Genomic DNA, 26302 nt, shown 5'->3' on the forward strand with positions numbered 1-26302 from the left:
GCGAATCCGGTACCTGGTCTACATGGGTCCGTCGGCGGCTTCCCGGAAGATTCGCTGGCGGTGTCGACACGGGGTGCTCAGGCCGGTGGCAGCGGCGCGTCCGTGATCTTCTGGGATAACCTAGCTCCAGTGCGAAAGACGTCCTTGCCGGGTTCAGACTGCAGCCTTGCGAGCTACACGCGCGATCCGGCTGGGCCGTGCAGTGCAAACAGTGAGGTGAATCTTGTCCGAACAGCCAAAGCTCGTCAACGAAGCCACCAGCCCGGTGACGTGTGTCATCGGTGAAGAGTGGGTCGGCCGAGTTGCAGTGCTGTCCGTCTCCGGCGTTGTCGACATGCTGACGGCTCCTCAGCTCGAAGAGGCGATCACCGCCTCGCTGAGCAAGACGCCCGCGGCTTTGGTCGTCGATCTGACTGATGTCGAGTTCCTGGCGTCGGCCGGGATGGGCGTCCTGGTGGGCGCTCACGATCAGTTGCCCGCCGACGTCAAATTCGGCGTTGTCGCCGACGGTCCGGTGACCAGCCGGCCGCTCAAACTGGTGGGTATCGCCGACATCGTCGACCTGTTCCAGACCAGGGACGAGGCACTCGCAAAACTCGATGCGTGAGGTGTATTGGAACCGGGTAGCCCCACTTTTGCCATGACGAAGACCAACGACACCGCGCCCCCCGAATCTGATGGTTTCGAGCGTGCAGGTGTGGTCGCGGACGCTGTGAATGTGGTCAGGCTGCGCGAAGAGTTGGAGCAGTGGTTGCGGCAGGGTTTCGAACTCGACGCACTACGGCTCAACGACCTGGTGCTGGCCGTCAACGAGGCACTGGCCAACGTGGCCGAGTTCGCGTACCGCCACGCCACCCACGCCGGCACAGTCGAGTTGCGTGGTGAGTACGACAGATCGACATCGATCCTGACCATCACCGTCAGCGATCACGGGACGTGGCGTGACTCGACCGAACGCGAGGCCAAACGCACCAGGGGCCGCGGTATCCCGTTGATGGAGGCGCTGTCCGACGAGGTGGGCATCGACGCCGGTGACCACGGCACCACCGTTCGGATGCGGTTCGGCAACATCGCGGTGAGCACCGCGCGCAACGGCGACGAAGTGCCTGCCTAGAAACAGGGAGTTTGGGGACGGTGCCGGCGTGCGCCTCTCGGCAAGTGGTCGCTCGAGGCGACTGAGGTGTGGTACCCGGGGCATGCTCGGCACCGTCGATATGTCCAACGGGGCGACCTGCGGAAGAATTCCCCTCGTGAAGGAGTGCCCGCCATGACGGACATCACGTATCCAGCGCCGGCCGGCCCGCTGCCGGACTACCGCGCCCAGCCCGCCGGTGAGGGCCCGTGGCCGGCGGTGGTCGTCATTCACGACGCCTTCGGGTTGACCGCCGACATCAAACGCAGTTGCGATCGGCTCGCAGCGGAGGGGTATCTGGCGTTGGCGCCGGCGCTGTTCCGTCGCGGCAACCGCGTGGCATGCGTGGTGGCCACCATGCGGGCGTTGAGTACCGGCAGCGGTGCGGCCATCGACGACGTGGTAGCCGCGCGCGACGCGCTGGCGGCCGACCCGTCCTGCACCGGCAAGGTCGGTGTCCTCGGTTTCTGCATGGGTGGCGGGTTCAGTTTGCAGCTGGCGCCGCGGGGGGTGTTCGACGCGGCCGCTCCCAACTACGGCAACTGGCCGAAAGACCCAGCGGTGCTGGCAAATTCGTGTCCCACCGTAGCGAGCTACGGCGCCAAGGACCCCACTCTCAAGGGTGCGGCGGACAAGCTCGAACGCATCCTGACCGACGGGGGAGTTGCCCACGACGTCAAGGAGTATCCCGAAGTCGGACACTCGTTCATGAACGACTGGGGAACGCCCGCGGCATTGCAGTTCGTCACCCGCGCGGCAGGCTTCTTCTATTCCGAACCCGAGGCGGAGGACGCGTGGGTGCGCATCCTGAGGTTTTTCGGTGAGCACTTGCGGTGACCTGACACCGTGCACACGGGCGTAGCGTTGACCGGGCGTGTCCGGGGTATCGGAACCTGGGGGGCCACACGCACTCAGGAGTCAGAGGAAGAGGTTGGAGAGTATGAGCACTGTGCCCGCAATCGCACTGAACAACGACACCACCATCCCGCAGCTGGGGTTCGGCGTCTACCAGGTGCCGCCGGACGACACCGCGCCGACGGTGAGGACCGCCCTGGAGATCGGCTACCGCCACATCGACACCGCCGAGATGTACGGCAACGAGAAGGGCGTGGGCGAAGGCATCCGGGCCGCCGGACTGGCCCGCGGCGACGTCTACATCACCAGCAAGCTCAACAACGGCTTCCACAAGCCGGATGATGCGCGCCGCGCGTTCGATGACACCCTGGCGGCACTGGGCTACGACTACGTCGACCTATTCCTGATCCACTGGCCGCTGCCCACCCTGTACGACGGCGACTTCGTGTCGACATGGAATGTGTTGGAGGAGTTCGCCAGGGACGGGCGGGCCCGCAGTATCGGGGTGTCGAACTTCCAGCCGGCGCACCTGGACAAGCTCGCCGCCGGATCCTCCACGGTTCCCGCGGTCAACCAGATCGAGGTGCACCCGTACCTGACCAACGACGAGGTCCGCGCCTACGGCCAACAGCACGGCATCGTGACCGAAGCATGGTCGCCCATTGCCCAGGGCAAGGTGCTCGGTGACAGCACCATCACCGGCATCGCCGAGGCCACCGGCAAGACGCCGGCACAGGTGGTGCTGCGCTGGCATGTCCAGCGCGGCGATGTCGTCTTCCCGAAGTCGGTGACTCCGGACCGGATGCGGGAGAATTTCGAGATCTTCGACTTCGAGCTCGACGGCGATCAGATGGCCGCGATCTCGGGCCTGGACAAAGGCGAGGACGGGCGCACCGGCCCGAACCCGGACACGTTCGACTACATTCCGGGCTGAGTTCGCTAGCCGGTCTGAGAAACTCTCCGCGACAGCATGATTCGGGTGTCATCGGCGGGTTCGAAGCGGTAGCCGCTGCCACGGACGGTCACCAGAGACCGTCCGTGGCTGCCCAGCTTGGCCCGCACACGTTGCACATGGGTGTCCACGGTGCGCTCCGAGATCGTCGCCACTGCACCGGAATCCGGTGCAGTGACATCACCCCACACGTTGTGCATCAGCTCGGCGCGGGGTACCGCGCGCCCGGCGGCGGTGACCAGATACTTGAGCAGTTCGAATTCGCGGTACGCCAGCCGCACCGGTGTGCCGTCAACCGTCACCCACCGGTGCGGCACGTCGACGAGGAGCCCGCGCTGCGGGGCCTCGGTGTCGCGTACCGGTTGTTCGCCGGCCGTCAGCGACGCCTTGCGGGCCCGTACACCCGGTAGCAAGCGGCTCATCATGGTGCCGAACTCGTCGGCGAGTTCGGCCGCCCGCTGCGGCAGCCCCGGCGGGTCGGTCGGTACGTCGAGGACCACCACGACGCGCATGGTCGGCCCCGGGGCGGGCTCGGCAGGGCCCACGGCCTGATACACGGGTCCACTGTCGCGGCCGCCACGCCTGCGGTGAACAGTTTCGTTCGGCGTGAGCGCAATACGGTTCAGAACGCCGGAATGACTTGTCCCCGGTAGGCCTGTAGCAAAAACGCCCGTACGTCATCGCCGTTCAGCGCCGCCGCCAGGGCGCGGATGCGCGGGTCGGCACGCAGTTCCGAACGGGTCACCAGGTACTCGGCGTACGTGGTGTTGCCGTGGTCGCAGTGCAGCGCGTCGCCGGCGCCGACACCCAACCCCATGGCCTGATTGCCGAACAGGAAGACCACGTCGAAATCCTCGCGGGCGCCGCCGAGCAACCAGCTGCTGATCTCCTTGAGGATCAGCGCGCGGGGGTTGGCCCTGATGTCACCGAGGGTGCGCGGTGCCGGTCCGGGTGGACACGTCAGCAGCCCGAGGTCATGCAGCATGCCCAACGCCCGGTCGGCGTTCACCGGGTCGGCGGGTAGCGCCACCTCTGTGTAGTCGGCGATATCGGTGAGGTGGAGGATTCCGCTGCCGGGCCGGGCATAGAGGCCGAACGGTTCGATGTGTACGGGCGCCACCGCCACCAGCGGCGCGCCGGTGCGGCCGGTGAATTCCTCCAGGAACGGCAGGTACTGGAAGAAGTTCGCGTCCAGTCGGCCTTCTGCGAGCAACTCGTTGGGCTCGTCGAAAGACTCGAACACCTCGATGCGCAGGTCGATGCCGTGACCGGCGAGGGCCGGCCGGAGGAAATCGAGCACCTCGGCATGGGGGATCGGGGTGGCCCCGACGCGCAGCGCGCGCATACCCCGCCCGCCGACCGAGCGGATGGACCGTCCACGCTGCATGCCGGCAGATTACCGCTCAACACGATTGTGTCCGACTGTGTCGTAATAGAACTCACGGTGACGCCAGGGCTGGTGGTCGGCGGGGCGCGATTCCTATCGTGCCGAAAGCTCACCACCACTCGACTCGAAGGGCGGACACCCATGTCCGAGACAACAGCGCCGGCCGACGGCGGCGGCTCACCGGAGCCGGACACCAACGCTCCCGCACGCCGGTTGCGCGGCGATCTGGGCGTCGCCTCGATCGTGTTCATGGTGGTGGCCGCGGCCGCACCGTTGGGTGTGATCGGTGGCGTGGTGCCGTTGGGCCTGGCCGGCGGCAACGGCGCAGGTTTCCCCGCCGCGTTCGTGGTGGCCAGCGTCATCCTGCTGCTGTTCGCGGTCGGATTCACCGCGTTGACGCCGTTCGTCGACGACGCCGGTGCCTTCTTCTCGTATGTCCGCCAGGCCCTTGGCTTTCCGGTGGGCATCGGGATCGCCTTCGTCGCGCTGGTCAGCTATGTGGCACTGGAGGCCGGCGTCTACGGCCTACTGGGGCCGGCCGGAGCGGTGGTGCTGGAACTGTTCGGCGGGCCCAGCCTGCCGTGGTGGCTGTTCGCCGCGGTCGGGTTCGCGCTGACCACCTATCTGGGTTACCGCAACATCAACCTGTCCAGCCGGGTCCTGGCAGTGCTGCTGACCGCCGAGATCGCCATCGTGCTGGTGTTGGACCTGGTGATCGTGGTGCGGGGAGGCGATCACGGATTGTCGTCGGGCATCGTGAACCCGGATGCGATCTTCTCCGGTTCGGTGGGCATCGGATTGCTGTTCGCCCTGCTCGGCTTCATCGGCTTCGAAGCCACCGCGATCTTCCGGGACGAGGCCCGCGATCCCGAGCGCACCATCCCGCGCGCCACCTACGTCGCGTTGATCCTGATCGGCGGGTTCTACGCCCTGTCCAGCTGGGCGTTGATCTCCGGGTGGGGTGACGAGGAGGCGATCACCCGGGCCACCGATTCGGGCGGCACCTTCCTGGCCGACACCGCCCAGCGCTACATCGGCCTGGTCGGCACCGACCTGATCACCGTGCTGTACTTCACCAGCCTGTTCGCCTGCATCCTGGCCTTCCACAATGTGGCGTCGCGGTACGTCTTCGCGTTGTCGCAGCGCGGCGTGCTGCCGGAGTCTTTGAGCCACGCCCACTCTCGGCATGCCTCGCCCCATCAGGCGTCGCTGTGGATCTCCGGGGTGGTGGCCATCAGCGTGCTGCTGGCCGTGGTGTTCGGGCTCGACCCGGCCGCCCAGTTCTACACCTGGTTCGCGGGCGCGACGACGGTCGGTTTTGTCGTGTTGTTGATCGCCACCAGCGTCGCGGTGCTGGTGTTCTTCGCCAGGGACCGGCGTGGGTATTCGCAGTGGCGGGTCCGAATCGCCCCGGCGCTGGGTCTGGTGGCGCTGGCCGCCGCGCTGGTGCTGATCCTGACCAACCTGTCGGATCTGGTGGGCGGGTCGAGCGTGTTGGGCTGGGTGATCATCGGACTGCTGGTCGTTTCCTTCATCGCCGGTGTCGCGGTCGGCAACCGGGTGGCAGCCAAGACGCAGGTGACGGCATGACCCAAGTCACCGAAGGTGCAGTGGCACGGGTCGATTCAGACGGCGCCCGGGAACTCATCCGCCGGCTCGAGGATGGCTCACTCACCGAGATCGAGGTGGCCTGGAGTGATCCCTTCGGCCACGCCCAGGGCAAACGGATCCCGGCCGCGCAGTTCCTGGGCCGGGCCCAGGGCACCGGCTTCGCGTTCTGTGAGGCATCACTGGGCTGGAACACCGATGCCACGGTGATCGACGGGTTGTCCCTGACCAACTGGGCCGGTGGCTATCCCGATGTGTATGCGGTACCGGACTTTTCGACCTTCACGCCGGTGCCGTGGCGTCCCGGGGTGGGTCATGTGATCTCCGATATCGTCAGCCACGACCGGTCACCGTCACTGCTGGATCCCCGCGCGGTGCTGCGCCGCGTACTGGCACGGCTGGAGTCGCTGGGTTACACCGCCAAAGTGGGTGTCGAGTACGAGTTCTACCTGCTGGAGCCGGATGGATCGCCGTTCCAGAACGACATCCACGCCTACTCGCTGGAGAACGCCAACGCCCTGGATCCGCTGATCACCGACCTGTACGAGACGCTGGGCGCCTTCACCAGATTGGAAGGGGTGCAGACCGAATACGGTCCGGGCCAGGTGGAGACCAACCTGGTGTACACCGACGCGCTGGCCGCCGCCGACGACAGCGCCCGGCTCAAGTACGCCGCCAAAGAAGTGGCCCGTAAACACGGCAAGCTGGCCAGTTTCATGCCGAAACCGTTCTCGGAGCACTCCGGCAGTTCGTCGCATCTGCACATCTCGTTGTGGCAGGGCGAGACGCCGGCTTTCGAGCCGGTGAACGGGTCCGAGAGTGATACCGCCTTGCTGGCGATCGCCGGCCTGCTGGATCACTTGCCGTCGATCACCCTGTTCGGTGCACACTCGGTGAACGCCTACCGCCGCTTCGCGCCGGACACCTTCGCCCCGGATACCGTGAACTGGAGCCGCGACAACCGCAGCGCTGCGGTGCGCTCCCTGATCGAGCCCGAGCCCGGTGCCAGCCGCATCGAACTGCGAACCGGCGCTTCGGATTCCAACCCATACTGGTTGGTGGCGTCAGCGCTGGCCGCCGTGATCGCCGGCCTGGAGGCGGGGCGGCGGCCACCGGCGGCCGCGTCGGGCAATCTCTACGGTGTCGGCACACCGCTGCCCGATTCTCTGGGCACCGCACTGGCGCTGGCCACCCAGGATGACACCATCGCCGAGATTCTCGGCGCGGCCTCGGTGGCGGATTTCGCAGCCATCGCCCGCAGCGAGTGGCAGCAGTATGTTGGCCATGTCAGCGACTGGGAACGCCAACGCTACCTGGCACATTCGTGACAGCCCCGCGATTCGGGGTATGGGCTCCGGTGTACGGCAATCACGGCGCCAGGGCGCACCCCGACGACGCGCCCGACGCCGGCTACCGGCGCAATCGGGACCTGTTGGTCCATGCCGAGCAGGTGGGGTTCGACGCCACCCTGGTGGCCCAGCACGTCGTGCATCCCAGCAATGTCGACGACGATGTGCTGGAAACGTGGTCCACGCTGGCGGCGCTGGCCGAGGCCACCAGCCGCATCGAATTGATCGGCGCCATCAAGCCACTGCTGGTGAATCCGTTGGTGTTCGCCAAGATCGCCGGGAACATCGCCGACATCTCCTCGGGCCGGCTGTCGATCAACGTCGTCAGCGGATGGTTTTTGCCCGAGCTGGAAGCCCTCGGCGTGGACCTGCTCGATCACGACGACCGCTATGCCTACACCAGCACCTGGCTGGACACCGTGACGGCGCTGTGGGCCGGCAAACAAGTGCCTTCCGCCACGCATCCGACCGGGCAGCCTGCACTGGTGCGGCCCCTGCCCGCGGTGGTTCCCCCGGTGTACCTGGGTGGGGAATCCGAACCGGCGCGGGCGCTGGCCGCCCGGTACGCCGACGTGTTCTTCATCAACGGCAGGCCACTGGAGGCGACGGTCGCGGTGATCGACGACCTGAGGGCCCGACCGCGTGACGGTGCGCCCTTGCGGTTCGGATTGTCGGCGTTCGTGGTGGCTCGGGACACCGAAGCCGACGCCCATGCCGAGCTGGCCCGGTTGCAGGCCCTGGTGGACGCTGAGCAACGTCCGGAGATCTCGTCGGGCACCGACCCGAAAACCCAGATGTACAAGGTCCTTTCCGGTACCAGCCGGGTGGGCTCCAACGGTGGCACGCTGGCCGGCCTGGTGGGCAGCTACGACCAGGTGGCCGAACGCATCACCGCGTTCCAGCACGCCGGTATCGATCTGTTCATGTTGCAGTTCCAGCCGCTGGAGGCCGAGCTGGACCGGTTCGCCGAGCACATCATTCCGCGCTTCCGCTGACAGGAGAACCTGATGAGTGTCAGTCCCACCCGGTCGACGAGCCCTTCCAACGTCGTGCCCGTTTCCACCGGCCAGCGGCTGGAGCGCCTGGACGCGATCGTCGAGGACCTGCGCCACGAGGACGCCGCGGCCGAACGGGACCGGGTGCTGCAGTACGACGCCGTGGAGCGGCTGCGCCAGGCCGGCATTCTCGGCCTGCGGGTGCCCACCCGCTACGGTGGGCCCGGCGCCAGTGTGCGGGACGTGCTCGGCGCGGTCATCCGGATCGCCAGCGGCAGTTCCAATGTGGCACAAGCGCTTCGGGCCCACTTCGGATTCTCCGAGCGGCTCCTGAGCAACCGCGCCACCGACGCCGAACGACAGGAGTGGTTCCCGAAGATCGCCGCCGGACTGGTGGTGGGCAACGCCATCACCGATTCCGGCGGCAAGGCGCCGGGCAGCGCTGACACCAAGGTGCTGGCCGACGAGGACGGCGTGCTGCGGCTCAACGGCCACAAGTTCTACTCGACGGGCACGTTGTATGCCGATGTCATCGCCGTATCCGCGGTCGACGCTCACGGCCGCGATCTGCAGGCCATCATCCCCACCGATCGCGAAGGCGTCGAATTGTTCGACGACTGGGACGGTTTCGGGCAGCGCACCACGGCCAGCGGCGGGACCCGGTTCACCCACGTGGCGGTGGAACCCGTCGAGGTCACCACCGTCTCCGACGGCGCTCACCTCGGGCACAGCACCACCTTCCTGCAGCTGTACCTGGCCGCGGTGGCGGCGGGTATCGCGGCCGCCGTGCGCGCCGACGCCGTCGAGTACGTGCGCCGCCGCGCGCGGCCCGCCGCGCACTCGCTGGCCGACACGGCCGCGGCAGATCCCTTTGTGCTGCACGCCGTCGGCGAGATTGCCGCGTCGGCCGCAGCCGCTGAGGCGTTGGTGTTGTCGGCCGCTGATCATCTGGATGCGCTGGTGGACGACGATCGCATCGATGATCCCGATGCCCTGGCCCGCGCTGCGGTCACCGTCGCCGAAGCGCAGCTGATCGCCGAGCGGCTGACGCTGACCGCGGCGCAACGACTGTTCGACACCGGGGGAGCGTCGGCCACGGCCAGGTCGTTGAATCTCGATCGGCACTGGCGCAACGCCCGCACCCTGGCCACCCACAGCCCGCTGGACTACAAGGCTTATGTCGCCGGCGATCACGCCGTCAACGGAACGACGCCGCCGGCCAACGGCTACTTCTGAGGGGTCCGCCGTCAGAACTCCAGGAGGTACTCCAGGTGGCGGCGGGAGAACTCCATCCGCCACTCGGGCAGTGTGCCCGACAGCCGCACCAGGCCGGGTTCGAAATCGACGTCGGTCAGCTGCAGCCCGTGCGGCAACTCGGGCAACCTGATCCGGTAGGCCGGCGTGCGCCGCGGCAGCGGCCACCTGCGCCGCCGCAGTGTCACCGCCCGAGGTGTCAGCATCAGAACCGAGCCGTCCAGCACCGCGTCGATCTCCACATGTCCGAGCCCGGGCCGTCGCGCAAACCGCACGCGAGCCACCCCGTCGTCACCGATGGTGCCGGCAAACCGGGGAGCCATTGTCGGCAGCAGGTCGTCGAGCGCCGAGGTCGAGACGTCGAGGGTGAGGTGGACCGGGGCGGCGACCACTGTCGGAGGGGCGCCGGGGCGTAGATGCACGTTGCGCAGCACCGCCGAGGCGCGGTCGAAGAGGCCGCCCTGCCAGCCGATGTCGGTGGCAGAGACGTGCACGTCATCGAGTTGTCCGACCGCCAGGCGCCGCACGTCGAGGCGCGACTCGAGCTGTGAGACGGTCAAGGTGATGGGGCCGCTGTCCGCGCGCACCGTCATCCGGCGCCCGACCACCAGGCGGCGAAGCGTGATGAACACGGTGCGGTAGGCGGCGGCCGCGCCGGTGGACACCGGCGGCACCGCCACCGCCGTCGACCACAGCGCCGACACCATGTCCAGCGGACGGAACGGATCCCAGCGGCGGCTCGGACCTCCTGCGCGCCGGTTGGGCCCCGTCATGGCCCCACCCTATGTTGATGGACATGATGTCGACGGTCACCGAACCTGTCCTCCAGAACCGTGGCGCTGTCATCGTCGGGGGAAGCCGCGGTGTCGGGCGCGCCGTCGCGCAACTGCTGGCGCAGCTCGGCGCCGGTGTGGTGATCAACGGACGCGGTGCGGACGCCGTCGCCGAGACGGTCGAGTCGATCAACGGCGCAGGGCACACCGCGGTCGGCTTCTCCGGATCACCCTCGGATGAGGCAAGTGCGCAGGCGCTGGTCGCGACCTGCGTCAAGCATTTCGGCGACATCGACATCCTGGTGAACTGCGCCGGAATCGCCGAGCCGCCCGAGTCGTCGATCCTGACCGTCACCGGTGCGCAGTTCGACGAACTGATGGCCAGCCACATCGGGACCGTGTTCCACACCTGCCGGGCCGCCGCTCCGCGCATGGTCGCACGCTCGGCGGGCGCGATCGTCAACACCAGCTCGTTCGCGTACCTCGGCGACTACGGCGGCACCGGCTACCCGGCGGGCAAAGGGGCGGTCAACGGTCTCACCATGGCCATCGCGGCCGAGCTCAAGGAGTACGGGGTGCGCGCCAATGTGGTGTGTCCCGGCGCGAGAACTCGGCTGTCGACCGGCGCCGACTACGAAGAGCAGATTCGCACCCTGCACCGTCGCGGACTCCTCGATGAGGTGTCCATGCAGGGCGCGTTGGCCCCGGCGCCGCCGGAGTATGTCGCGGCGCTGTACGCCTACCTGGTCAGTGACCTCGCCCGCGAGGTCACCGGGCAGATCCTGATCGGTGCAGGCAATTTCGTCGGCCGGTTCGACCGCCCGGCGCCGGCGTTTCTCGGGTACCGCGACCATGACACCTCGCCGCCGTGGAGCGGCGAGGAACTTCACGCCATGATCACCGGCGCGGCCGGTTGATCAGCCCAACACGCGCGGTGTGACGGTGACCGTCCCGGCACCCGGGGTGGGCCGGTTCGGATCCGCCGGCGCGGGGGCACCACTGGTGCCAGGCTGCGGGATGGACCCGCCAGGCGGCACCAACGAGTGGGTGTTCGGTGCGACGGGCTGTTCGGCGCCCGGTGCGAGCTCGCAGTTGAGCCGCATCCGGACCGACCGGCCCGACGGCTGCTGCTCGAGCACGATGCACTGCGACTGCGGCAGGTCGTTGCCGATGGCGCCGCCGAATGTGCCCTTGTAGCCCAGGCTCTTCAGGATGGCGATGGCACGGCCGTAGGGCTCGCCGGTGACGTCGGGAACCTCGGCATTCGCCTGGCCGGTGCCCAGGACGGCCATGGACACCGCGGCACTGGAGCCGGCGACGAGAAGAGCAAGCTTCTTCACTACGGGCCTATTCACTCAAGAACCTTCTTCCGTTTCTGCGGTGTGAACCTATCGCAGTAGCCATAGCGGTGAAACTCCAACCAAGACGCCCGGGTTATCGCCGGTGCCTCACCAAACGTTTCGCGGGGCTTGCTCGCCGGTGGCCGCGTCGCAGGTCAACCGCCGTTTCCGCGGAGGATGTCCTCGGCGCAGCGCAGCCGGGTGTGCCCGGTCTGGTCCATGCAGATCCGGACCGGGGATTCGGTTTCGTACGGCGGTGGGGCAGCCGGCGAGGTGGTCACCACGGGGTTGGGGATCTGCGCCGGACTGCTGGACCACAGGTAGCGGTCTGTGTACTGCAGGTTGGCGCAGTACACGCTGGTGCCCTCGGCGGTGACGCCGGTGGCGCTGGCCTGCGGGCAGTCGCCGCCGATCGCGGCGGTACCCGGACTCACGGTCGGTGTGGTGGTCGGTGAGGCGGTCTCGGTTTCGGTGACCACGTCCGTCTCGGTCTCGGTGGCGGCGCCGGCGGTGACCGGCGGCGGAGCCGGAGCCGGCGTGGTGGTACGCGCAGTGGTGGCAGTGGTGGCGGTGGTTCTGGTGTCGGCCCCGGTCTCCTTGTCGGCGGTGAACTCGCCGACCGCGAACGCCACCGCGATCACCAACAGCAATGCCAGGACCACGGGCACCAGGACAGCAGGGCGGGCCCAGCTTCGGGTGGTGGCCGTGGGTGCGGTCTCGGTGGCGGTGGCCAGGCGGGTGGCCTCGACGGCGCCGCTGCCGCCGGCGTCGAGGCTCGATGCCGACGCGGGCGCCCCGATCTGGTGCGCCAGGGCCCGGGCGAAGTCCATGCACCGGGCATAGCGGTCGGCCGGGTTCTTCGACAGCGCTTTGCCCAGCGCCGGATCCAGATGCGCCAGCTCGGGTTTGCGATGGCCCAGGCTCGGTGGCGATGCGGTGAGGTGCTGGCTGATCACCACTGCGGGATTGGAGTGCTGGAACGGCGGTGCCCCGGTCAGCAGGTGAAAGGCCGTGGCAGCCAGAGCGTATTGGTCGGCGCGGCCGTCCAATGGGTTGCCCATCAGCTGTTCCGGGGCGGCATAGGACACCGTCCCGACGGTCATGTTGGTGGCGGTCAGGCCACTGGCTTCGTCAGCTCTGCGAGCAATGCCGAAGTCCGCCAACAGGATTCGTTGACTACCGGCGGTCGATCGCGCAATCAGGATGTTCGCCGGCTTGACGTCACGGTGCAGCAGCTGACGGTCGTGGGCGTAGTCGAGTGCTTCGGCCACTGCGTTGACGATCGCCAGCACCTGCTCCGGCGGCAGACCGCCCGGGTGTTTGCGCAGCAGCACGCCCGCGTCGGTGCCGTCCACGTAATCCATCGAAATCCACAGCTGGCCCTCGAACTCGCCGCGGTCGTGCACACCGACGATGTGCGGGTGCCACAGACCGCCCGCCAGGTCGGCTTCACGTTCGAACCGGTCGCGGAACTCGCGGTCCGTGCTCGCCGACGGTGGCAGCACCTTCAGCGCGTCCTGGCGGGGCAGTCGCGGATGGTGGGCGAGGTACACCTCACCCATACCGCCTGCGCCGAGCAGGCGGATGATCGTGTAGCCAGCAAAGGTGGCACCGTCGGCCAACGGCATGTGGCGGATGGTACAGGTGATCGGGCTGCAGACGTCAGGGCGCGACGAGCAGGGTGCGGGTGCGGGCCCGGATCTGGTGCAGCGCGTCCTCGGTGACGCCGAGGACGCGCAGGCAGGCATCGGCCACCCGTTCGGGAAGTGCGGCGCTGTTGTCGGCGGTCTGGGCGGCCCGCATGTTGACCAGGGCTTCGACGAGGCGGAACGGCAGGTCGGCGGTGTCGTCGTCGACGGGGGCGGTGGCCTGACTGCAGCGCAGATAGAACAGCCGCAGCCGTTCGCGGTCCGCCCAGAACGAGGCCAGCCGTGCCTCCCGGAGTTCGGGCAGCAGGTACAGCGCTCCCAGGTTCCACCGGCCGGTGAGCAGCTGGGCACCGTCGAAAGCGGCCAGGGCATGCAGCTGTTGGGGCGCCGACAGGGTCGGTGTGACTTCGGTGAGTCGCTGGGAGAAATGCAGTGAGGGAGTCACGGTCTGGTGCAGCAGCGCGGACAGGATCTCGTCCTTGGTGCGGAAGTAGTGGTAGAGCGAGGCCTGCCGGACGCCGACCGCCTCGGCGATGGTGCGGGTGGAAGTGCTGGCGTAACCGCGCGTGGTGAAGAGCTCGCCTGCGGCATCGAGGATTTCATCGCGGGCGCCTGCGCCCGGCCGCCGCTGGGTGGTGAGCCGGGGCCGGCCCCGAGTGGTGGTCACCGCCTCATCGTGGCTCAGCAACACGGGGAAGTGGAGTCTCCGAGTTTTCTGTCACACGACAGAAACACACGCGACGTAGCGGTTACCTGCGCTCATTCATTGGTTACGCCGGTGACACCAACGGCGCCACTGAGATGTGAAAACTGTCAGTCGACAGGCTGATGGCTCAGAGTTGCGCCGCCCGCGCCTGGAACATCGACCAGCGGGAGTGACCGATGGCCAATGCCACCTCGGAGATCGCAGCAGGTGCCCCCGACACGGGTGCCCGGGCCGCGGGTGCCGACGTCGCCGCCGACGGTTCGCCGCGGCTGGTCGCCACCGTCGACGACCTCTCGGTGACGTTCCGGCGAAACGGCAAGGATGTGCATGCCCTGCGCGGTGTCTCCCTGCGTATCCGCGCCGGCGAGATCATCGGCCTGGTCGGCGAATCCGGGTCCGGGAAAAGCGTTCTGGGATTCAGCATGCTCGGGCTGCTGCCGGGGCACGCCCGGGTCGACGGCGCGGTGCAGGTGGCCGGCTCGGACATGGTCCACGGCGCGGACAAACTCCTGCGCAAGGTGCGTCGTCTCGATCTCGGCGCGGTCTTCCAGGACCCCATGACCTCGCTGAACCCCACGATGCGGATCGGCAGGCAGGTGGCCGAAGCGGCGGGCAGTGACGCCGAGGCCCTGCGCCTGCTGACCGCGGTGGGTATCCCGGACCCGCAACGCCGCATGCGGGCGTTCCCACACGAACTCTCGGGTGGATTGCGGCAGCGGGTGATGATCGCCATCGCCATCGCCGGCGATCCCGACCTGATCATCGCCGACGAACCGACCACCGCACTGGACGTCACGGTGCAGGCGCAGGTGCTGCGGCTGCTGCGCCGTCTCCGTGACGAGATCGGTTGCAGCATCGTGCTGATCACCCACGATCTCGGTGTCGCAGCCCAGATCTCCGATCGCATCGCGGTGCTTTATGCCGGGCGGATCGCCGAGATCGGACCCACCGCCGGGGTGCTGTCGCAGCCCGCGCATCCCTACACCCACGGCCTGCTGCGCTCCCGGCTGACGCTGAAGACCTCACGTGAGCACCGGCTGGCGGCGCTGGCCGGTTCGGTGCCCAGCCCGGTAACGCCCCCGCCGGGGTGCGCCTTCGAACCTCGCTGCCGGGTGTCCAAACCCGAATGCACCCGCACGCCACCTGATCCCGTTGCCGTTGGCCACGACCGGGTCAGCGCCTGCATTCTGCCCGGTGAACAGGTCAGTGCCGAGCTCGGATCACCGGCCGCCGAACCCGTCCCGGAGCCGCCCGTCGTGAGCGCTGCCACGCCGGTGAGCGCACCCGCGGTGTCGGTGCGCGATGCCACCAAGGTGTTCTCGGTCAAGCGTCACGGGAAACTGCATGCTCTGCGGGGCATCTCACTCGACGTCGCCCAGGGGGAGTCGGTGGCGCTGGTCGGCGAGAGCGGTTCGGGCAAATCGACACTGTTGCGCCTGATCGCCGGATTGGACACTCCCACTGCGGGTTCGGTGACCCGCAACGGTGGTACCGGACCTCAGATGGTGTTCCAGGACGCCGGCGCGTCGCTGACCCCGTGGCTGTCGGTGGGGGAACTGATCGCCGAACGCCTCAAAGGTTCCGGGCTGTCGCGACGCCGGCGCCAGGACGCGGTGGCGGAGGTGCTGGAGCGGGTCGGATTGCCCAAGGAGGTGGCCAAGTCCCGTTCGGCGCAGCTGTCAGGCGGTCAGCGGCAGCGGGTTTCGCTGGCCCGTGCCACGGTGGTACCGCCCTCGGTGCTGCTGTGCGACGAACCGACCAGTGCCCTGGACGTGTCGCTGGCGGCCTCGGTGCTGAATTTGATCGGCGACCTGCGGCGCTCGCTGGACATGTCGGTGGTCTTCGTGACCCACGACCTGTCGGTCGCACGGGTTGTCGCTGACCGGGTGGCTGTCATGTACCTGGGCCGCATCGTCGAGATCGGTCCCGTCGACGAGGTGATCGCACGCCCCACGCACCCTTACACGCAAGCCCTCGTCGACTCCATTCCCGATCTGGGTCGCCAGACCCCGCTGCTCAGCGGCGAACCCGCGAGCCCTCTGTCGCCGCCGAGCGGATGCGCCTTCCACCCGCGCTGTCCCATCGCGATCGACGCGTGCAGTGACACCGCGTTGGACGTCCGGCTCGAGGGCCGCCCCGGTGGCCTTCACCAGTTGGCATGTATCGAGAGGAAGGCGAGCTGAATGGCTGTCATCACCGACGCCGTACTGCCGGCCCCGGCGGCCGCGGCCGGGAGACCACGGCGCGCATGGGCTTTGGCCACCTCACGTGCCACCATGATGAACTGGGCGGGGTTTTCACTGCTGTTCCTGGTGACGCTCATCGCGGTGGCCGTGCCGCTGATCTCCCCGTACGACCCGCTGGTGCCGGCGGGCATGCCGCTGCAGGCGCCGGGTGCCAACGGCTTTCTGCTCGGCACCGACAACATCGGCCGCGACATCCTCTCGCGGGTGCTCTACGGCGTGCGGTCCAGCTGGTTCGCCGCGCTGGCGGTGGTGGCGGTCGGTCTGCTCATCGGCGGACTGGTCGGATTGATCGCCGGAACGGTCGGTGGCTGGGTCGATACGCTGCTGATGCGCATCACCGACGCCTTCCTGTCGCTGCCCGCGCCGGTGCTCGCCATCGCTGTGGTGGCCGCCTTGGGCCCCGGATTCGTCCACACGTTGATCGCGGTGTCGATCGTGTGGTGGCCGTTCTACGCGCGCCTGGTCCGCGGTGAGGTGGCCCGGCTGGCGGCCCGCCCGCACGTCGAGGCGGCAAAGCTGGCCGGTGTCGGGAGATTTCGGCTTGCGTTCCGCCACCTGATGCCGGGCGCGGTGCCCAATTCCCTGGTGGCGGCGAGCCTCGATATCGGGACGCTGATCCTGACTCTGGCCGCCCTGTCGTTCCTGGGGCTCGGGCAGTCGGCACCCGCGCCCGAACTCGGCGCCGATGCCGCCCGCAACCTGAGTTACTTCCTGCAGCAATGGTGGATTCCGGTGATGCCCGGTCTGGGGGTCCTGGTCCTGGCACTGATCGGCAACATCGCCGGCGACAGCCTGCGCAACCTGATGAAGACGGTCTAGATGAAAACATTCATAACAACGCGGCTGGTCGCGATGGTGGCCATCCTGATCGCCCTGACCGGCGTCATGTTCATCCTGCAGCACATCTCGCCACTGGATCCGGTGAAAGCCCAACTGGGCGCGCAGGCCTCGGCGGACGCGGTGGCCGCGCGGCGCGAAGCACTCGGCCTCAACGAACCGATGCTGACCCAGTTCTGGAACTACCTGACCGCCGCGGTCCAGGGCGACCTCGGTACGTCATACCGCACCCGCCATCCCGTCGCCTCCGACCTGGGTGACTTCCTGCCCGCCACACTGGAACTGGCGCTGTGCGGTATCGCGCTGGCGCTGGTACTGGCCGTTCTGCTGGCGTTCTCCACGACGCTGAAGTGGCGTGGCGCCGGGGTGCTGCGGGCCATCCTGTTCACCGGTGCCTCGGCGCCGATGTTCCTGCTGGGCATTCTCGGGTTGATCGTCTTCTATCAACAGCTCGGCTGGGTACCGGCCAACGGGCGCATCGGTGTGGCCAATCCGCCCGACGGGCCCACCGGCCTGCTGACGGTCGACGGGCTGCTGCACGGCCGGTTCGACGTCGTAGTCGACGCCCTGCATCATCTGGTCCTGCCGGCGTTCGTCATCGCAATCGGCCCGGCGGTGGCGATCGGGCGGGTGCTGCGCTCCAGCCTGCTGTCCGATGTCGACAGCGACTACGCCAGAACCGCTCGCGCCAAGGGACTTTCGGAGGGCAGCATCATGGCCCGGCACGTGCTGCGCAACTCCGTGGGTGCCGCGCTGTCGATGACCGGGCTGCAGGTGGGTCTGATGTTCTCCGGGGTGCTGGTGGTCGAGCAGGTGTTCGGCTGGCCCGGCATCGGCCAGTACATCGCCCAGAGCATCCCCGTCGCCGACTTCCCGGCCATCGCCGGGGTGACTCTGATGCTCGGCGCGCTCTACGTCTTCATCAACACCGCCGTCGACCTGCTGCAGGCCGCCGCGGATCCACGTATCGCTGTCGCAGGAGGGTAAATGCCGAAACAACCACTGATCGTCGGGAATCCAGTCCTGGTGGTCGTCGACATCCAGGAGGGCGGCGGTATGACAGCCGACGAGGCCGGGATCCCCGTGATGGCGGGGCATGCCGAACGCGTCGAGGTGGCGCAGCGGCTGCTGGCCGCCGCCCGCGTCGCCGGCCTCCCGGTGGTGTTCTTCCAGGAGGTGCACCGCCCCAGCGGCGTCGACTTCGGCCGCGAACTGGATGGCACCGAGGGCGTGCACTGCGTCGAAGGGCAGCCGGGCACCGGCCTGGAACCCAGCCTGCGTCCCATCCTCGACGGCAGCAGGCCCGAGTTCCACCTCGTCAAACGCCGTTACTCCGGTTTCATCGGAACGGAATTCGACATCGTGCTGCGCGGGCTCAAAGCCGACACCCTGATCCTCATCGGGGGACTCACCGACGTCTGCGTGCACTACACCTTCGCCGATGCCCACCAGCGCGACTACTACGTGCGGGTGGTCGCCGACTGTGTCGGCGGTTCGTCGCAGAAACGCCATGACGCCTCACTCGACGCCATGGAGTACCTGCAGACAGGCGCCGTCCGGACGTCGGACGAAATCTTGGAAGCATTCTCCCGAATCAGCACACCCACCCTCGAAGGAGCCGCTCTGTGAGTCGAATGTCGTTGCGTCGCCGCGGTCTGGCGGCACTGGCCGCCGGCGCCGCCGTCATGCTCACCCTCGCCGGGTGCGGCGGCGGATCCGACTCCGGCGGAGGCGAACCCAACGCCGCGCCCACCGACAAGGTGCTGCACCTGTCGTTCCTGCAGGACCCGGGGCAGCCGCCGGACCCGGACGTCTTCTACGCCGGCCAGGGACTGCTGTTGACCACCAACATCTACGAAGGTCTGCTGCAGTACAAAGCGGGCACGGAGAAGCCGGAGATCGAACCGCTGCTGGCCACCGAGTGGACCGAGTCACCCGATCACCGCGTGTTCACCTTCAAGCTGCGCGAGGGCGTCACCTTCCACGACGGAACCCCGTTCACCTCCGCTGCTGTCAAAGCGTCCTTCGATCGCCGGCTCGCGGTCAACCAGGGTCCCGCCTATATGGTCGCCGATATCGAATCCGTGGTTCCTCAGGGCGATTACGACGTCACCGTCACGCTGAAGGCGCCCAACGCCGCGTTCCTGGACTACATCGCCGCCCCGTACGGACCGCGGATGGTCAGTCCGGCCGGGCTGCAGCAGCACGGCGGGGATGACTTCGCGCAGAGCTACCTGACCACCAACGATCTGGGCACCGGGCCGTACACGCTGACCGCCGCCGAGGTGGGTTCGCGTTACGCCCTGGCGGCCTACCCCGAATACTGGGGTGACAAGCCCTATTTCGAGACCGTCGAGATCCCGGTGATCACCGACGTCTCCGCTCAGCAGCTGCAGTTCAACAACGGGCAGATCGCCGCGATTCTGCACGACCTGCCGTCTTCAGCGGTCCAGCAGTACATCGACGACGACAAGTACGCGAACTACTCATTGCCGACCATGATGTCGAACTACCTGTACCTCAACCCGCACAAGGGAATGCTGACCGAACAGGCCAACCGCACCGCGCTGCTGCAGGCCATCGACACAGCAGCCCTGGTGGAGCAGACGTACTTCGGTCGCGGCAAGGTGGCTGAGCAGGTGTACCCGCCGAACATGTTGGCCCCCGAATTCGCGAAACAGGACATCAAACACGATCCCTCGGTGCTGACACAGATCGCCGCCGGCCTGCCCGCCGACCAGAAGTCGGTGGTGATCGGCTACGACTCGTCCAACCCGGACAACCAGCTGATCAGCAACCTGATCCAGACGCAGCTGGCGGCTGCCGGGCTGACCGCGACGGTGCAGAGTTACCCGACCTCGGAGATCTACGGCTGGATCGGCACCGACGGCCAGTCCGCGCCGGACGTGTTCACTGCGCTGGCATGGCCGGATGCACCCTCGCCCTATACCTGGGGGCACATCTCCTGGGACGCGGACGGCGGCCTGAACTACCTGGGTTGCTCGGCGCCACCCATCACCGAAGCGCTGGCCCAGGGCCTGACCACCGGTGCGCCCGAACCGTTCTCGACGGCGGCGCTGGAAGCGAGCAAGACCGGCTGCTGGATGAACGTCGCCGACGTCGACGACTTCATGGTGGCCCAGCCGTGGCTCAAGGGTGTGGAGGAGTCACACGTGGTGACCAATCCCAACAGCCTGCGCATCGCGACATTGAGCGCCGAATAGTGAATCTGGTTCGCAGGAGCAAGGTCCGGCGCATCGTGCTACTGACCCTGGGCTGGGAGGATCTGCCCAAATCGGTGTCGGTGCACGGTGCCCCGGAGGACATCACGATGCGCGAACCGGTGCCGGGGGTGCTGCTGCAGACCGACGGTGGCTGGGTGCTGCTGGACACCGGTTTCAACACCGCGCTGATCAGGGACCCATATCTGCGGCGACGGTTCTATCCGTCGGTGGAGTACCAGCCGCTGCTGCCGGGTCCCGGCGAGCCCATCGAGGAGTCGCTCGCCGAGATCGGCGTCGACATCGACGACATCCACCTCGTCGGGCTGTCGCACCTGCACGTCGATCACGCCGGCGGGCTCAAGCTGTTCGCCGGCCGGGTACCGGTGCACACCCAGCGTCGGGAGCTGGAGTTCGGACTGTCGAATCACCCTGAGCCGGAAAAGCATGCGATCTTCCGGATCGATTTCGACGACCCGCGTATCGACTGGCGGCTCGCCGACGGCGAAGACGAAGTGGCACCCGGGATCACCGCGGTGCCGACCTACGGGCACACCCCCGGCCACCAGAGCTTCGTGGTGGAACTCGACGAATCGGTGGGCGGCGGTGGTTATGTGTTCGCGTTCGACGCCGCCGATCTCACCGAGAACATCGAGCACGAACTGGCCATCGGCGGATACGTCGGGGTGGACCCCGAGGAGACGGTGGAGCCGATCCGTCGGCTCAAAGCCCTGGCCGCGGAGAAGGGCTATCCGCTGATCCCCGGGCACGATCCGCACGTGTGGCCGGAGATGACACACCACTTCCGGGAGAAGTTCGGGTGATGTCGCTGGACGTCCTGTTGCACGCCGAGCGTGCCGTGATCGACGGAGCGGTACGCCCGGCGTCCATCGGGATCACCGGCGGTGTCATCACCGCCGTTGATCCCGCCGCGGGCCGGGCCGCCCTCGAGGTGGTGCTGCCCGCGGGCAGTGTGCTGCTGCCGGGACTGGTGGACACCCATGTGCACATCAACGACCCCGGGACCGACTGGGAGGGTTTCGCGTCGGCCACCGCCGCCGCTGCCGCCGGCGGGATCACCACCGTCGTCGACATGCCGCTCGACTGCGACCCCGTCACCACCAGTGCAGCCGCGTTGCAGATCAAACGCGCTGCGGCGGAGGGTTTCTGCCGTGTGGACGTCGGGTTCTGGGGCGGTGCGGTGCCCGGCAATCTCGACGCGCTGGCCGAGCTGGCGGCGGCCGGCTGCCTGGGCTTCAAGTGCTTTCTCGCCGACTCGGGGAACGCGGCCTTCCCACCGCTGAGCCCCGCCGACTTCGGCCGGGCCATGGAGGTCGTAGCGGCTCTCGGCACGGTGATGCTGGTGCATGCCGAGAGTGCCGGTGTGCTCGCCGAAACCGCTGCGGCACAGGGCGGGTCCTACAGTTCGTTCCTGGCCAGCCGGCCCGACTCGGCCGAGGTGCAGGCGGTGGCCCTGGTGGTCGACGCGGTGCGCCGCACCGGGGCGCAGGCGCACATCGTGCACGTCTCCAGCGCCGCCGCCTTGCCGTTGATCAGCGCGGCCAAACGCGACGGCCTGCTCGTGACTGCCGAGACCTGCCCGCACTACCTGACATTCGCCGCCGCCGAGGTTCCCCACGGCGGTACCGAGTTCGCGGTGTGCCCACCGATCCGTGACGAGGACAACCGCCGGCAGCTGTGGGAGGCGCTGGGGGACGGAGTGCTGGACATGATCGTCTCCGACCATTCGCCGTGCGCACCTGCCCTCAAGGGCGACGGTGATTTCGGGGTGGCGTTCGGTGGTATCAGCTCGTTGCAAGTGGGTCTGCGGGCGGTGTGGACGCAGGCTCGAAGGCGGGGCCTGGACCTGGCTGACGTATGCCGGTGGATGGCCGAGCGACCGGCAGCGCTGGCCGGGCTGACCGACCGGGGCCGCATCGCCGTCGGCCACACCGCCGATCTGGTGGTTTTCGACCCGGACGCCTCGTCACGGGTAGAGGCGGCGCAGCTGCAGCACCGTCATCCGCTGACCCCGTATGACGGCTTGGAGTTGAGCGGCGCGGTGCTGCAGACCTGGTTGGCGGGCCGGCCCGTGGCCGACGCCAACCGCGGCAGGTTGTTGGCGAACCTGGTGGCGGCGTGAGGATCCTTGTCCTGAACGTCAACACCTCGAAGACCATGACCGAGGAGATCGCCGCGGCCGCCCGCGCCGCGGCGGCTCCGGGTACCGAAATCGTGGCGCTGGCACCGCTGTTCGGCGCGGCCGCCGTGGACTCGGCGGCGGAGAGTTATCTCGCGGCGGTCGGTGCACTCGATGTGGCCGTGCGGCTGCTCGACGCGGGCACCTTCGATTTCGACGCCGTGGTGCTGGCCGGCTTCGGTGAGCACGGCAAAGACGCGCTGCAGGAGCTGCTCACCGTCCCGGTCCTCGACATCGCCGAATCAGCCGCGCACGTCGCTCAACTGGTGGGCCGGCGCTTCTCGGTGGTCACCACCCTGGCACGGTCCATCCCCGCCATCGAAGACCGGCTGCTGCTGGCCGGGCTGGCAGCCCACTGCGTGTCCGTGCGCGCCTGCGGGCTGAGCACCGCTGAGGTGGACGCAGACCCCGCGGGTGCGGTGGAGGCCATCGTCGCCGAAGCGCAGCGGGCGATCGAGCAGGACGGGGCCGATGTGATCTGTCTGGGCTGCGCGGGAATGGCCGGGGTGACCGGGGCGATCTCGGCGCGACTGGGAGTGCCCGCGATCGACGGGGTGGCCGCGGCGGTGGCCCTGGCCCAGGCTCTGGTCGGGTTGGGGCTGACCACCAGCACGGTGGGCGCCTACGCTCCGGGGCCGGTGAATGCCCGCAGCCACTGGCCGTTGTCGACGGCGCTGGGAGTGCCGCTGTGAGCGGCTGCGAACGCGGCGTGGACCTGGCGGCCCGGGCCGTGGGCGGCAGCGTGATCGCGGCCAGCGACGAGTCGTTCGGGGCCAAGGAGCGTCTGCTGCTGGCCTCGGAACCCGCCTTCATCCCCGGTACCTATGACCTCCGTGGCGAAGTGGTGGACGGATGGGAGACCCGCAGGCACGCCTATCCGGGCGGTGACTGGGCCATCGTGCGCCTGGGTACCCCGGGCGTGGTGCACGCCGTCGACGTCGACACCCGGTTCTTCACCGGGAATCACCCGACCGCGGCGCAGGTGTACGGCGCGACGCTGGCGCCGTCGGCCGACGCCACCGCACCATCTGTGACCTGGTTTCCGATCACCGAATCCACGGTGCTGAAGCCAGATTCGCGAAACCTCCTGGCGGCCGGGGATCCGCGGCGGATCACCCACGTGCGGCTGAACCTGGAATCGGACGGGGGAGTGGCCCGGTTGCGGGTGTACGGCGAGGTGATCGTCGACCCCGCCGAGTGGGCTGATGTCACCGTCGAGATGTCCGGCATCGAGAACGGCGGCAGCGTGGTGTGGTCCAGCGACGCGTTCTATTCGGACGCGGCCTCGCTGATCGCGCCGGGGCGGCCGCACACCATGGGCGATGGCTGGGAGACCCGCAGGCGGCGGGACATCGGGCCGGTCAGCCACGACGCGGTGATCATCGCGCTGGCCGCCGAGGCCGACCTGCGGCGCATCGAGGTCGACACCACCTGGTTCGTGTTCAACGCCTCGCAGGAGGTGCGGGTGCTGGGAACTCGTGAGCGCCCACTCGACGGGACCTCCTGGTGGACGGTCACGTTCGACGTCCCGGTGCTGGAACGCACCGCGCTGCTACCGGATCTGCGGCGGGTGTACCCGGTGGACGCCCGCGGTGTGACCGCGCTGCGGTTGCAGGCGTATCCCGACGGGGGCATCGCCCGGTTGCGGGCGTGGGGCCGGCCCACGCCGGGCGGGTTCGCCGAACTCGCTGAGCGTTGGGCGGCCGCGCAGTGAGACCCGTCCGGATGTCGGAGTGTGTGGGTCTGTGGCGCCGGACCCTGTTGATCGACGCCGACGGCAGTCGGGACACCACCACCGACGTGCGGTGGCTGCAGGGTCTCAGCGCGTTCGTCGACCTGCGCCGCCCCGCTGAACCCGGGGCCTGGGACGGGTTTGCGGGCTGGCTGTTCCAGGACGGTGACGTGTTCGAATGGCGCCGGTTCACCGGTCTCTCGCCGCAGCACACTCCCGACGCGGGCCGGATGCACTGGGACGGTGACGTTCTGGTGGAGACCGGTGTGCACGCCGATTACGTCGAACACTGGGTGCTCGAACCGGTGGCGGGTCCGTGCGGGGCGCTCACCCTCGCCGGCCCCGACAACAGTCAGGCCTTGCTGCTGCGCGCGGGTGAGCTCTTCGGTTGGGCCACCCGCACCGCCGGCGGCGCAGAGATCTCGCTGGGCACCGTCAGCGGCGACCGGTGGCTCATCACGGATTCCTCGGACAGTACCCGCGACGGAGTTGACCTCGCGCCGCGGCTGCACACACATGAACTGACCGTCACCGGAGGCGGGCAGTGGACGGTCACAAACAGCGAAGGAGAGGTGAAAACGTGAACAGCGCAACATCGTTCACCGAAGTTCCAGTCATCGACATCAGCGGCCTGTACTCGGGCGATCGGGCGGTGCGTGACTCGGTGGCCGCAGAACTCGGCCGCGCCGCACGCGAGGTCGGGTTCTTCTACATCCGCGGCGCCGCCATCGACGATGCCCTGTTCGACGCGCTGCTGGCGGCCACCAAAAAGTTCTTCGCGCTGCCGCTCGAGGAGAAGATGCGTTCCTACATCGGGCTGTCGCGGTGCCACCGCGGATATGTGCCCACCGGAGAAGAGGGACTCAGCGGAGACAAGCCGGACCTCAAAGAGGCGTTCGACACGGCGCTGGATCTGCCCGCCGATGATCCGGACTACCTGGCGGGCAATCCGATGCTGGGCCCCAACACCTGGCCCGACCTGCCGGGCTTCGCCGACGCGGTGACCGCCTACTACACCGCGGTTCTGGCCGTGGGACAGAAACTGTTGTGGGCCTTCGCGGTGGCACTCGGTGAGGACCCCGACACGTTCACCCAGCACGCCACCAAGACGCCCAGCCAGTTGCGGTTGGTGCACTATCCGTACAACCCCGGCGCCGAGGATGCGCAGGGCATCGGTGCACACAGCGACTACGAATGCTTCACCCTGCTCAAGCCGACGGCGCCCGGACTGGAGGTGCTCAACGGGGCAGGCGAGTGGATCGACGTTCCGCCGATCCCCGGGACCTTCGTGGTCAACATCGGCGACATGCTCGAGTTGTGGACCAACGGGGCGTTCATCGCGACCAGTCACCGGGTGCGCAAGGTCAAAGAGGAGCGCTACTCGTTCCCGCTGTTCTTCAACGTCGACTACGACACCGAGGTGAAACCGTTGCCGCAGTTCGTCGCCGACGACGCGGTGCCGCGTCCGCCGCTGCGGGCGGGAGAGCACCTGTTCGCCCAGACCGCGCAGACGTTCGCGTATCTGCGGGCCCGGATCGACAGCGGTCAGCTGGTGCTGCCCGAAGGGTCCCTGGGCGTGAACTCCTTCGGGCAGCAGGCGCTGCAGGCGCACCACTGACACTCACCGCGTCGAGACGAACTCCGGCTGGTCCAGGATCCGCAACCAGGTTCCGTCGGGCTGGCGCCGGACCACCTGGGCGCGGGCGCCGGCACCGTCGCGTGGCGGCGTCGAGGTCAAAGCGATATCGCCGATGACCAGCGTGGGCAACGGCTCCTCCTGCTCGAAGCGCGGGCGCTGGTCGAGCACTTTCTGCCACAGTTCCTGGATCGCGGCGCGGCCGACGGTCTGGCTGCCGGGCGGATAGGCCAGCACCGCGTCCTCTTCGTAGAGTTGTGCCACTCCTTCGGCGTCCCCGGCGTTGGAGAACTCGACGAACAGCCTGGTCAGGTCTTCGGGGCGCTGGGCTTTCGGTCGCATTGGGGTGTCCTTTCTGTGTCCTTGCTCGGGCACCCTCCACGTTCGTCCGGTCATGTTCAGAAGTCCAACAGATAGTTCTTCTCGAAGC

The 26302-nt window shown here is 68.1% G+C and carries 27 protein-coding genes; 20 read left to right on the forward strand and 7 right to left on the reverse strand.

What is annotated here, in order from left to right; all coding sequences use genetic code 11:
* Positions 1–223: 223 nt before the first annotated feature.
* From AC3A6P_RS26640 to AC3A6P_RS26655, 4 genes are all read left to right on the forward strand, one after another.
* A complete protein-coding gene (locus AC3A6P_RS26640) occupies positions 224–607 on the forward strand; it encodes an STAS domain-containing protein (protein ID WP_487695080.1) in 384 nt (127 codons plus the stop codon).
* A gap of 33 nt (positions 608–640) precedes the next feature.
* Positions 641–1114 carry an ATP-binding protein gene (locus tag AC3A6P_RS26645; RefSeq protein ID WP_487695081.1) on the forward strand — a complete coding sequence of 158 codons (474 nt, stop codon included), beginning with the start codon at positions 641–643 and terminating at the stop codon, positions 1112–1114.
* 153 nt (positions 1115–1267) lie between these two features.
* The gene (locus AC3A6P_RS26650) at positions 1268–1969 is read left to right on the forward strand and encodes a dienelactone hydrolase family protein (protein ID WP_487695082.1); all 702 of its coding nucleotides are present in this window, start codon (positions 1268–1270) and stop codon (positions 1967–1969) included.
* A gap of 103 nt (positions 1970–2072) precedes the next feature.
* A complete protein-coding gene (locus AC3A6P_RS26655) occupies positions 2073–2921 on the forward strand; it encodes an aldo/keto reductase (RefSeq protein WP_487695084.1) in 849 nt (282 codons plus the stop codon).
* A 5-nt stretch (positions 2922–2926) separates the two neighbouring features.
* On the opposite strand, the gene AC3A6P_RS26660 is transcribed toward AC3A6P_RS26655, so the two are convergent.
* Together AC3A6P_RS26660 and AC3A6P_RS26665 are read right to left on the reverse strand one after the other, a co-directional pair.
* Complete coding sequence (locus tag AC3A6P_RS26660; protein ID WP_487695085.1) at positions 2927–3496, reverse strand: winged helix-turn-helix domain-containing protein; 570 nt, start codon at positions 3494–3496, stop codon at positions 2927–2929.
* Positions 3497–3561: 65 nt separating this feature from the next.
* Positions 3562–4326, reverse strand: a complete 765-nt coding sequence (locus tag AC3A6P_RS26665; RefSeq protein WP_487695087.1) for a MetQ/NlpA family ABC transporter substrate-binding protein — start codon at positions 4324–4326, stop codon at positions 3562–3564.
* A gap of 141 nt (positions 4327–4467) precedes the next feature.
* Between AC3A6P_RS26665 and AC3A6P_RS26670 the strand changes: the two genes are divergently transcribed.
* Genes AC3A6P_RS26670 through AC3A6P_RS26685 form a run of 4 tightly spaced genes read left to right on the forward strand, consistent with a single transcriptional unit; the run spans position 4468 to position 9514 of the window.
* Positions 4468–5916 carry an APC family permease gene (locus AC3A6P_RS26670; protein ID WP_487695088.1) on the forward strand — a complete coding sequence of 483 codons (1449 nt, stop codon included), beginning with the start codon at positions 4468–4470 and terminating at the stop codon, positions 5914–5916.
* Positions 5913–7262, forward strand: coding sequence for a glutamine synthetase family protein (locus AC3A6P_RS26675; protein WP_487695089.1), 1350 nt, complete (start codon positions 5913–5915; stop codon positions 7260–7262). The genes AC3A6P_RS26670 and AC3A6P_RS26675 overlap by 4 nt, the downstream gene beginning before the upstream one ends.
* Positions 7259–8278 carry an LLM class flavin-dependent oxidoreductase gene (locus AC3A6P_RS26680; RefSeq protein WP_487695091.1) on the forward strand — a complete coding sequence of 340 codons (1020 nt, stop codon included), beginning with the start codon at positions 7259–7261 and terminating at the stop codon, positions 8276–8278. The genes AC3A6P_RS26675 and AC3A6P_RS26680 overlap by 4 nt, the downstream gene beginning before the upstream one ends.
* A 12-nt stretch (positions 8279–8290) precedes the next feature.
* Positions 8291–9514 (forward strand): acyl-CoA dehydrogenase family protein, encoded by a 1224-nt coding sequence (locus AC3A6P_RS26685; RefSeq protein WP_487695092.1) that lies wholly within the window; start codon positions 8291–8293, stop codon positions 9512–9514.
* Positions 9515–9525: 11 nt separating this feature from the next.
* Here AC3A6P_RS26685 and AC3A6P_RS26690 read toward each other — a convergent pair whose 3' ends face one another.
* Complete coding sequence (locus AC3A6P_RS26690; protein ID WP_487695094.1) at positions 9526–10305, reverse strand: LmeA family phospholipid-binding protein; 780 nt, start codon at positions 10303–10305, stop codon at positions 9526–9528.
* Positions 10306–10328: 23 nt separating this feature from the next.
* Here AC3A6P_RS26690 and AC3A6P_RS26695 point away from each other — a divergent pair, with 23 nt between their 5' ends.
* Positions 10329–11222, forward strand: a complete 894-nt coding sequence (locus tag AC3A6P_RS26695; RefSeq protein WP_487695184.1) for an SDR family NAD(P)-dependent oxidoreductase — start codon at positions 10329–10331, stop codon at positions 11220–11222.
* On the opposite strand, the gene AC3A6P_RS26700 is transcribed toward AC3A6P_RS26695, so the two are convergent.
* From AC3A6P_RS26700 to AC3A6P_RS26710, 3 genes are all read right to left on the reverse strand, one after another.
* Positions 11223–11660: a hypothetical protein gene (locus tag AC3A6P_RS26700; protein WP_487695095.1), complete on the reverse strand. Its 438-nt coding sequence runs from the start codon at positions 11658–11660 to the stop codon at positions 11223–11225.
* 140 nt (positions 11661–11800) lie between these two features.
* Positions 11801–13273, reverse strand: a complete 1473-nt coding sequence (locus AC3A6P_RS26705) for a serine/threonine-protein kinase (RefSeq protein WP_487695096.1) — start codon at positions 13271–13273, stop codon at positions 11801–11803.
* Between the two features lie 34 nt (positions 13274–13307).
* Entirely contained in the window at positions 13308–13961 is a 654-nt protein-coding gene (locus AC3A6P_RS26710; protein ID WP_487695097.1) for a TetR/AcrR family transcriptional regulator, read from the reverse strand.
* A gap of 215 nt (positions 13962–14176) precedes the next feature.
* Between AC3A6P_RS26710 and AC3A6P_RS26715 the strand changes: the two genes are divergently transcribed.
* Genes AC3A6P_RS26715 through AC3A6P_RS26765 form a run of 11 tightly spaced genes read left to right on the forward strand, consistent with a single transcriptional unit; the run spans position 14177 to position 25854 of the window.
* Positions 14177–16183 carry a dipeptide ABC transporter ATP-binding protein gene (locus AC3A6P_RS26715; RefSeq protein WP_487695098.1) on the forward strand — a complete coding sequence of 669 codons (2007 nt, stop codon included), beginning with the start codon at positions 14177–14179 and terminating at the stop codon, positions 16181–16183.
* A complete protein-coding gene (locus AC3A6P_RS26720) occupies positions 16184–17065 on the forward strand; it encodes an ABC transporter permease (RefSeq protein WP_487695100.1) in 882 nt (293 codons plus the stop codon).
* On the forward strand, positions 17066–18070 hold the full coding sequence (locus tag AC3A6P_RS26725) for an ABC transporter permease (protein ID WP_487695102.1): 1005 nt from the start codon (positions 17066–17068) through the stop codon (positions 18068–18070).
* A complete protein-coding gene (locus tag AC3A6P_RS26730; RefSeq protein ID WP_487695103.1) occupies positions 18071–18712 on the forward strand; it encodes a cysteine hydrolase family protein in 642 nt (213 codons plus the stop codon).
* 5 nt (positions 18713–18717) lie between these two features.
* Entirely contained in the window at positions 18718–20307 is a 1590-nt protein-coding gene (locus tag AC3A6P_RS26735) for an ABC transporter substrate-binding protein (RefSeq protein ID WP_487695186.1), read from the forward strand.
* Positions 20307–21128, forward strand: coding sequence for an N-acyl homoserine lactonase family protein (locus AC3A6P_RS26740; RefSeq protein WP_487695105.1), 822 nt, complete (start codon positions 20307–20309; stop codon positions 21126–21128). The genes AC3A6P_RS26735 and AC3A6P_RS26740 overlap by 1 nt, the downstream gene beginning before the upstream one ends.
* On the forward strand, positions 21128–22447 hold the full coding sequence (gene allB, locus AC3A6P_RS26745) for an allantoinase AllB (protein WP_487695107.1): 1320 nt from the start codon (positions 21128–21130) through the stop codon (positions 22445–22447). The genes AC3A6P_RS26740 and allB overlap by 1 nt, the downstream gene beginning before the upstream one ends.
* Positions 22444–23196, forward strand: coding sequence for an aspartate/glutamate racemase family protein (locus tag AC3A6P_RS26750; RefSeq protein WP_487695108.1), 753 nt, complete (start codon positions 22444–22446; stop codon positions 23194–23196). Before allB ends, AC3A6P_RS26750 begins: the two co-directional genes overlap by 4 nt.
* Entirely contained in the window at positions 23193–24218 is a 1026-nt protein-coding gene (gene alc, locus AC3A6P_RS26755) for an allantoicase (RefSeq protein ID WP_487695109.1), read from the forward strand. The genes AC3A6P_RS26750 and alc overlap by 4 nt, the downstream gene beginning before the upstream one ends.
* A gap of 11 nt (positions 24219–24229) precedes the next feature.
* A complete protein-coding gene (locus tag AC3A6P_RS26760; protein ID WP_487695110.1) occupies positions 24230–24820 on the forward strand; it encodes a hypothetical protein in 591 nt (196 codons plus the stop codon).
* Positions 24817–25854, forward strand: a complete 1038-nt coding sequence (locus AC3A6P_RS26765) for an isopenicillin N synthase family dioxygenase (RefSeq protein ID WP_487695112.1) — start codon at positions 24817–24819, stop codon at positions 25852–25854. Before AC3A6P_RS26760 ends, AC3A6P_RS26765 begins: the two co-directional genes overlap by 4 nt.
* A 3-nt stretch (positions 25855–25857) precedes the next feature.
* On the opposite strand, the gene AC3A6P_RS26770 is transcribed toward AC3A6P_RS26765, so the two are convergent.
* The gene (locus AC3A6P_RS26770; protein WP_487695113.1) at positions 25858–26214 is read right to left on the reverse strand and encodes a YybH family protein; all 357 of its coding nucleotides are present in this window, start codon (positions 26212–26214) and stop codon (positions 25858–25860) included.
* Positions 26215–26302 lie beyond the last annotated feature (88 nt).

The sequence above is a fragment of the Mycobacterium sp. Soil_C_30 genome, assembly GCF_057656995.1.

What these genes read in the sequence shown, in the direction of transcription:
- AC3A6P_RS26650 (WP_487695082.1), top strand. Translation starts at nt 1,268, where the DNA reads ATGACGGACATCACGTATCCAGCGCCGGCCGGCCCGCTGCCGGACTAC.
- AC3A6P_RS26760 (WP_487695110.1), top strand. Translation starts at nt 24,230, where the DNA reads ATGTCGGAGTGTGTGGGTCTGTGGCGCCGGACCCTGTTGATCGACGCC.
- AC3A6P_RS26705 (WP_487695096.1), bottom strand. Translation starts at nt 13,273, where the DNA reads ATGCCGTTGGCCGACGGTGCCACCTTTGCTGGCTACACGATCATCCGC.
- AC3A6P_RS26665 (WP_487695087.1), bottom strand. Translation starts at nt 4,326, where the DNA reads ATGCAGCGTGGACGGTCCATCCGCTCGGTCGGCGGGCGGGGTATGCGC.
- AC3A6P_RS26720 (WP_487695100.1), top strand. Translation starts at nt 16,184, where the DNA reads ATGGCTGTCATCACCGACGCCGTACTGCCGGCCCCGGCGGCCGCGGCC.
- AC3A6P_RS26655 (WP_487695084.1), top strand. Translation starts at nt 2,073, where the DNA reads ATGAGCACTGTGCCCGCAATCGCACTGAACAACGACACCACCATCCCG.
- AC3A6P_RS26770 (WP_487695113.1), bottom strand. Translation starts at nt 26,214, where the DNA reads ATGCGACCGAAAGCCCAGCGCCCCGAAGACCTGACCAGGCTGTTCGTC.
- AC3A6P_RS26675 (WP_487695089.1), top strand. Translation starts at nt 5,913, where the DNA reads ATGACCCAAGTCACCGAAGGTGCAGTGGCACGGGTCGATTCAGACGGC.
- AC3A6P_RS26690 (WP_487695094.1), bottom strand. Translation starts at nt 10,305, where the DNA reads ATGACGGGGCCCAACCGGCGCGCAGGAGGTCCGAGCCGCCGCTGGGAT.
- allB (WP_487695107.1), top strand. Translation starts at nt 21,128, where the DNA reads ATGTCGCTGGACGTCCTGTTGCACGCCGAGCGTGCCGTGATCGACGGA.
- AC3A6P_RS26725 (WP_487695102.1), top strand. Translation starts at nt 17,066, where the DNA reads ATGAAAACATTCATAACAACGCGGCTGGTCGCGATGGTGGCCATCCTG.
- AC3A6P_RS26730 (WP_487695103.1), top strand. Translation starts at nt 18,071, where the DNA reads ATGCCGAAACAACCACTGATCGTCGGGAATCCAGTCCTGGTGGTCGTC.
- AC3A6P_RS26695 (WP_487695184.1), top strand. Translation starts at nt 10,329, where the DNA reads ATGATGTCGACGGTCACCGAACCTGTCCTCCAGAACCGTGGCGCTGTC.
- AC3A6P_RS26670 (WP_487695088.1), top strand. Translation starts at nt 4,468, where the DNA reads ATGTCCGAGACAACAGCGCCGGCCGACGGCGGCGGCTCACCGGAGCCG.
- AC3A6P_RS26685 (WP_487695092.1), top strand. Translation starts at nt 8,291, where the DNA reads ATGAGTGTCAGTCCCACCCGGTCGACGAGCCCTTCCAACGTCGTGCCC.
- AC3A6P_RS26645 (WP_487695081.1), top strand. Translation starts at nt 641, where the DNA reads ATGACGAAGACCAACGACACCGCGCCCCCCGAATCTGATGGTTTCGAG.
- AC3A6P_RS26715 (WP_487695098.1), top strand. Translation starts at nt 14,177, where the DNA reads ATGGCCAATGCCACCTCGGAGATCGCAGCAGGTGCCCCCGACACGGGT.
- AC3A6P_RS26735 (WP_487695186.1), top strand. Translation starts at nt 18,718, where the DNA reads ATGTCGTTGCGTCGCCGCGGTCTGGCGGCACTGGCCGCCGGCGCCGCC.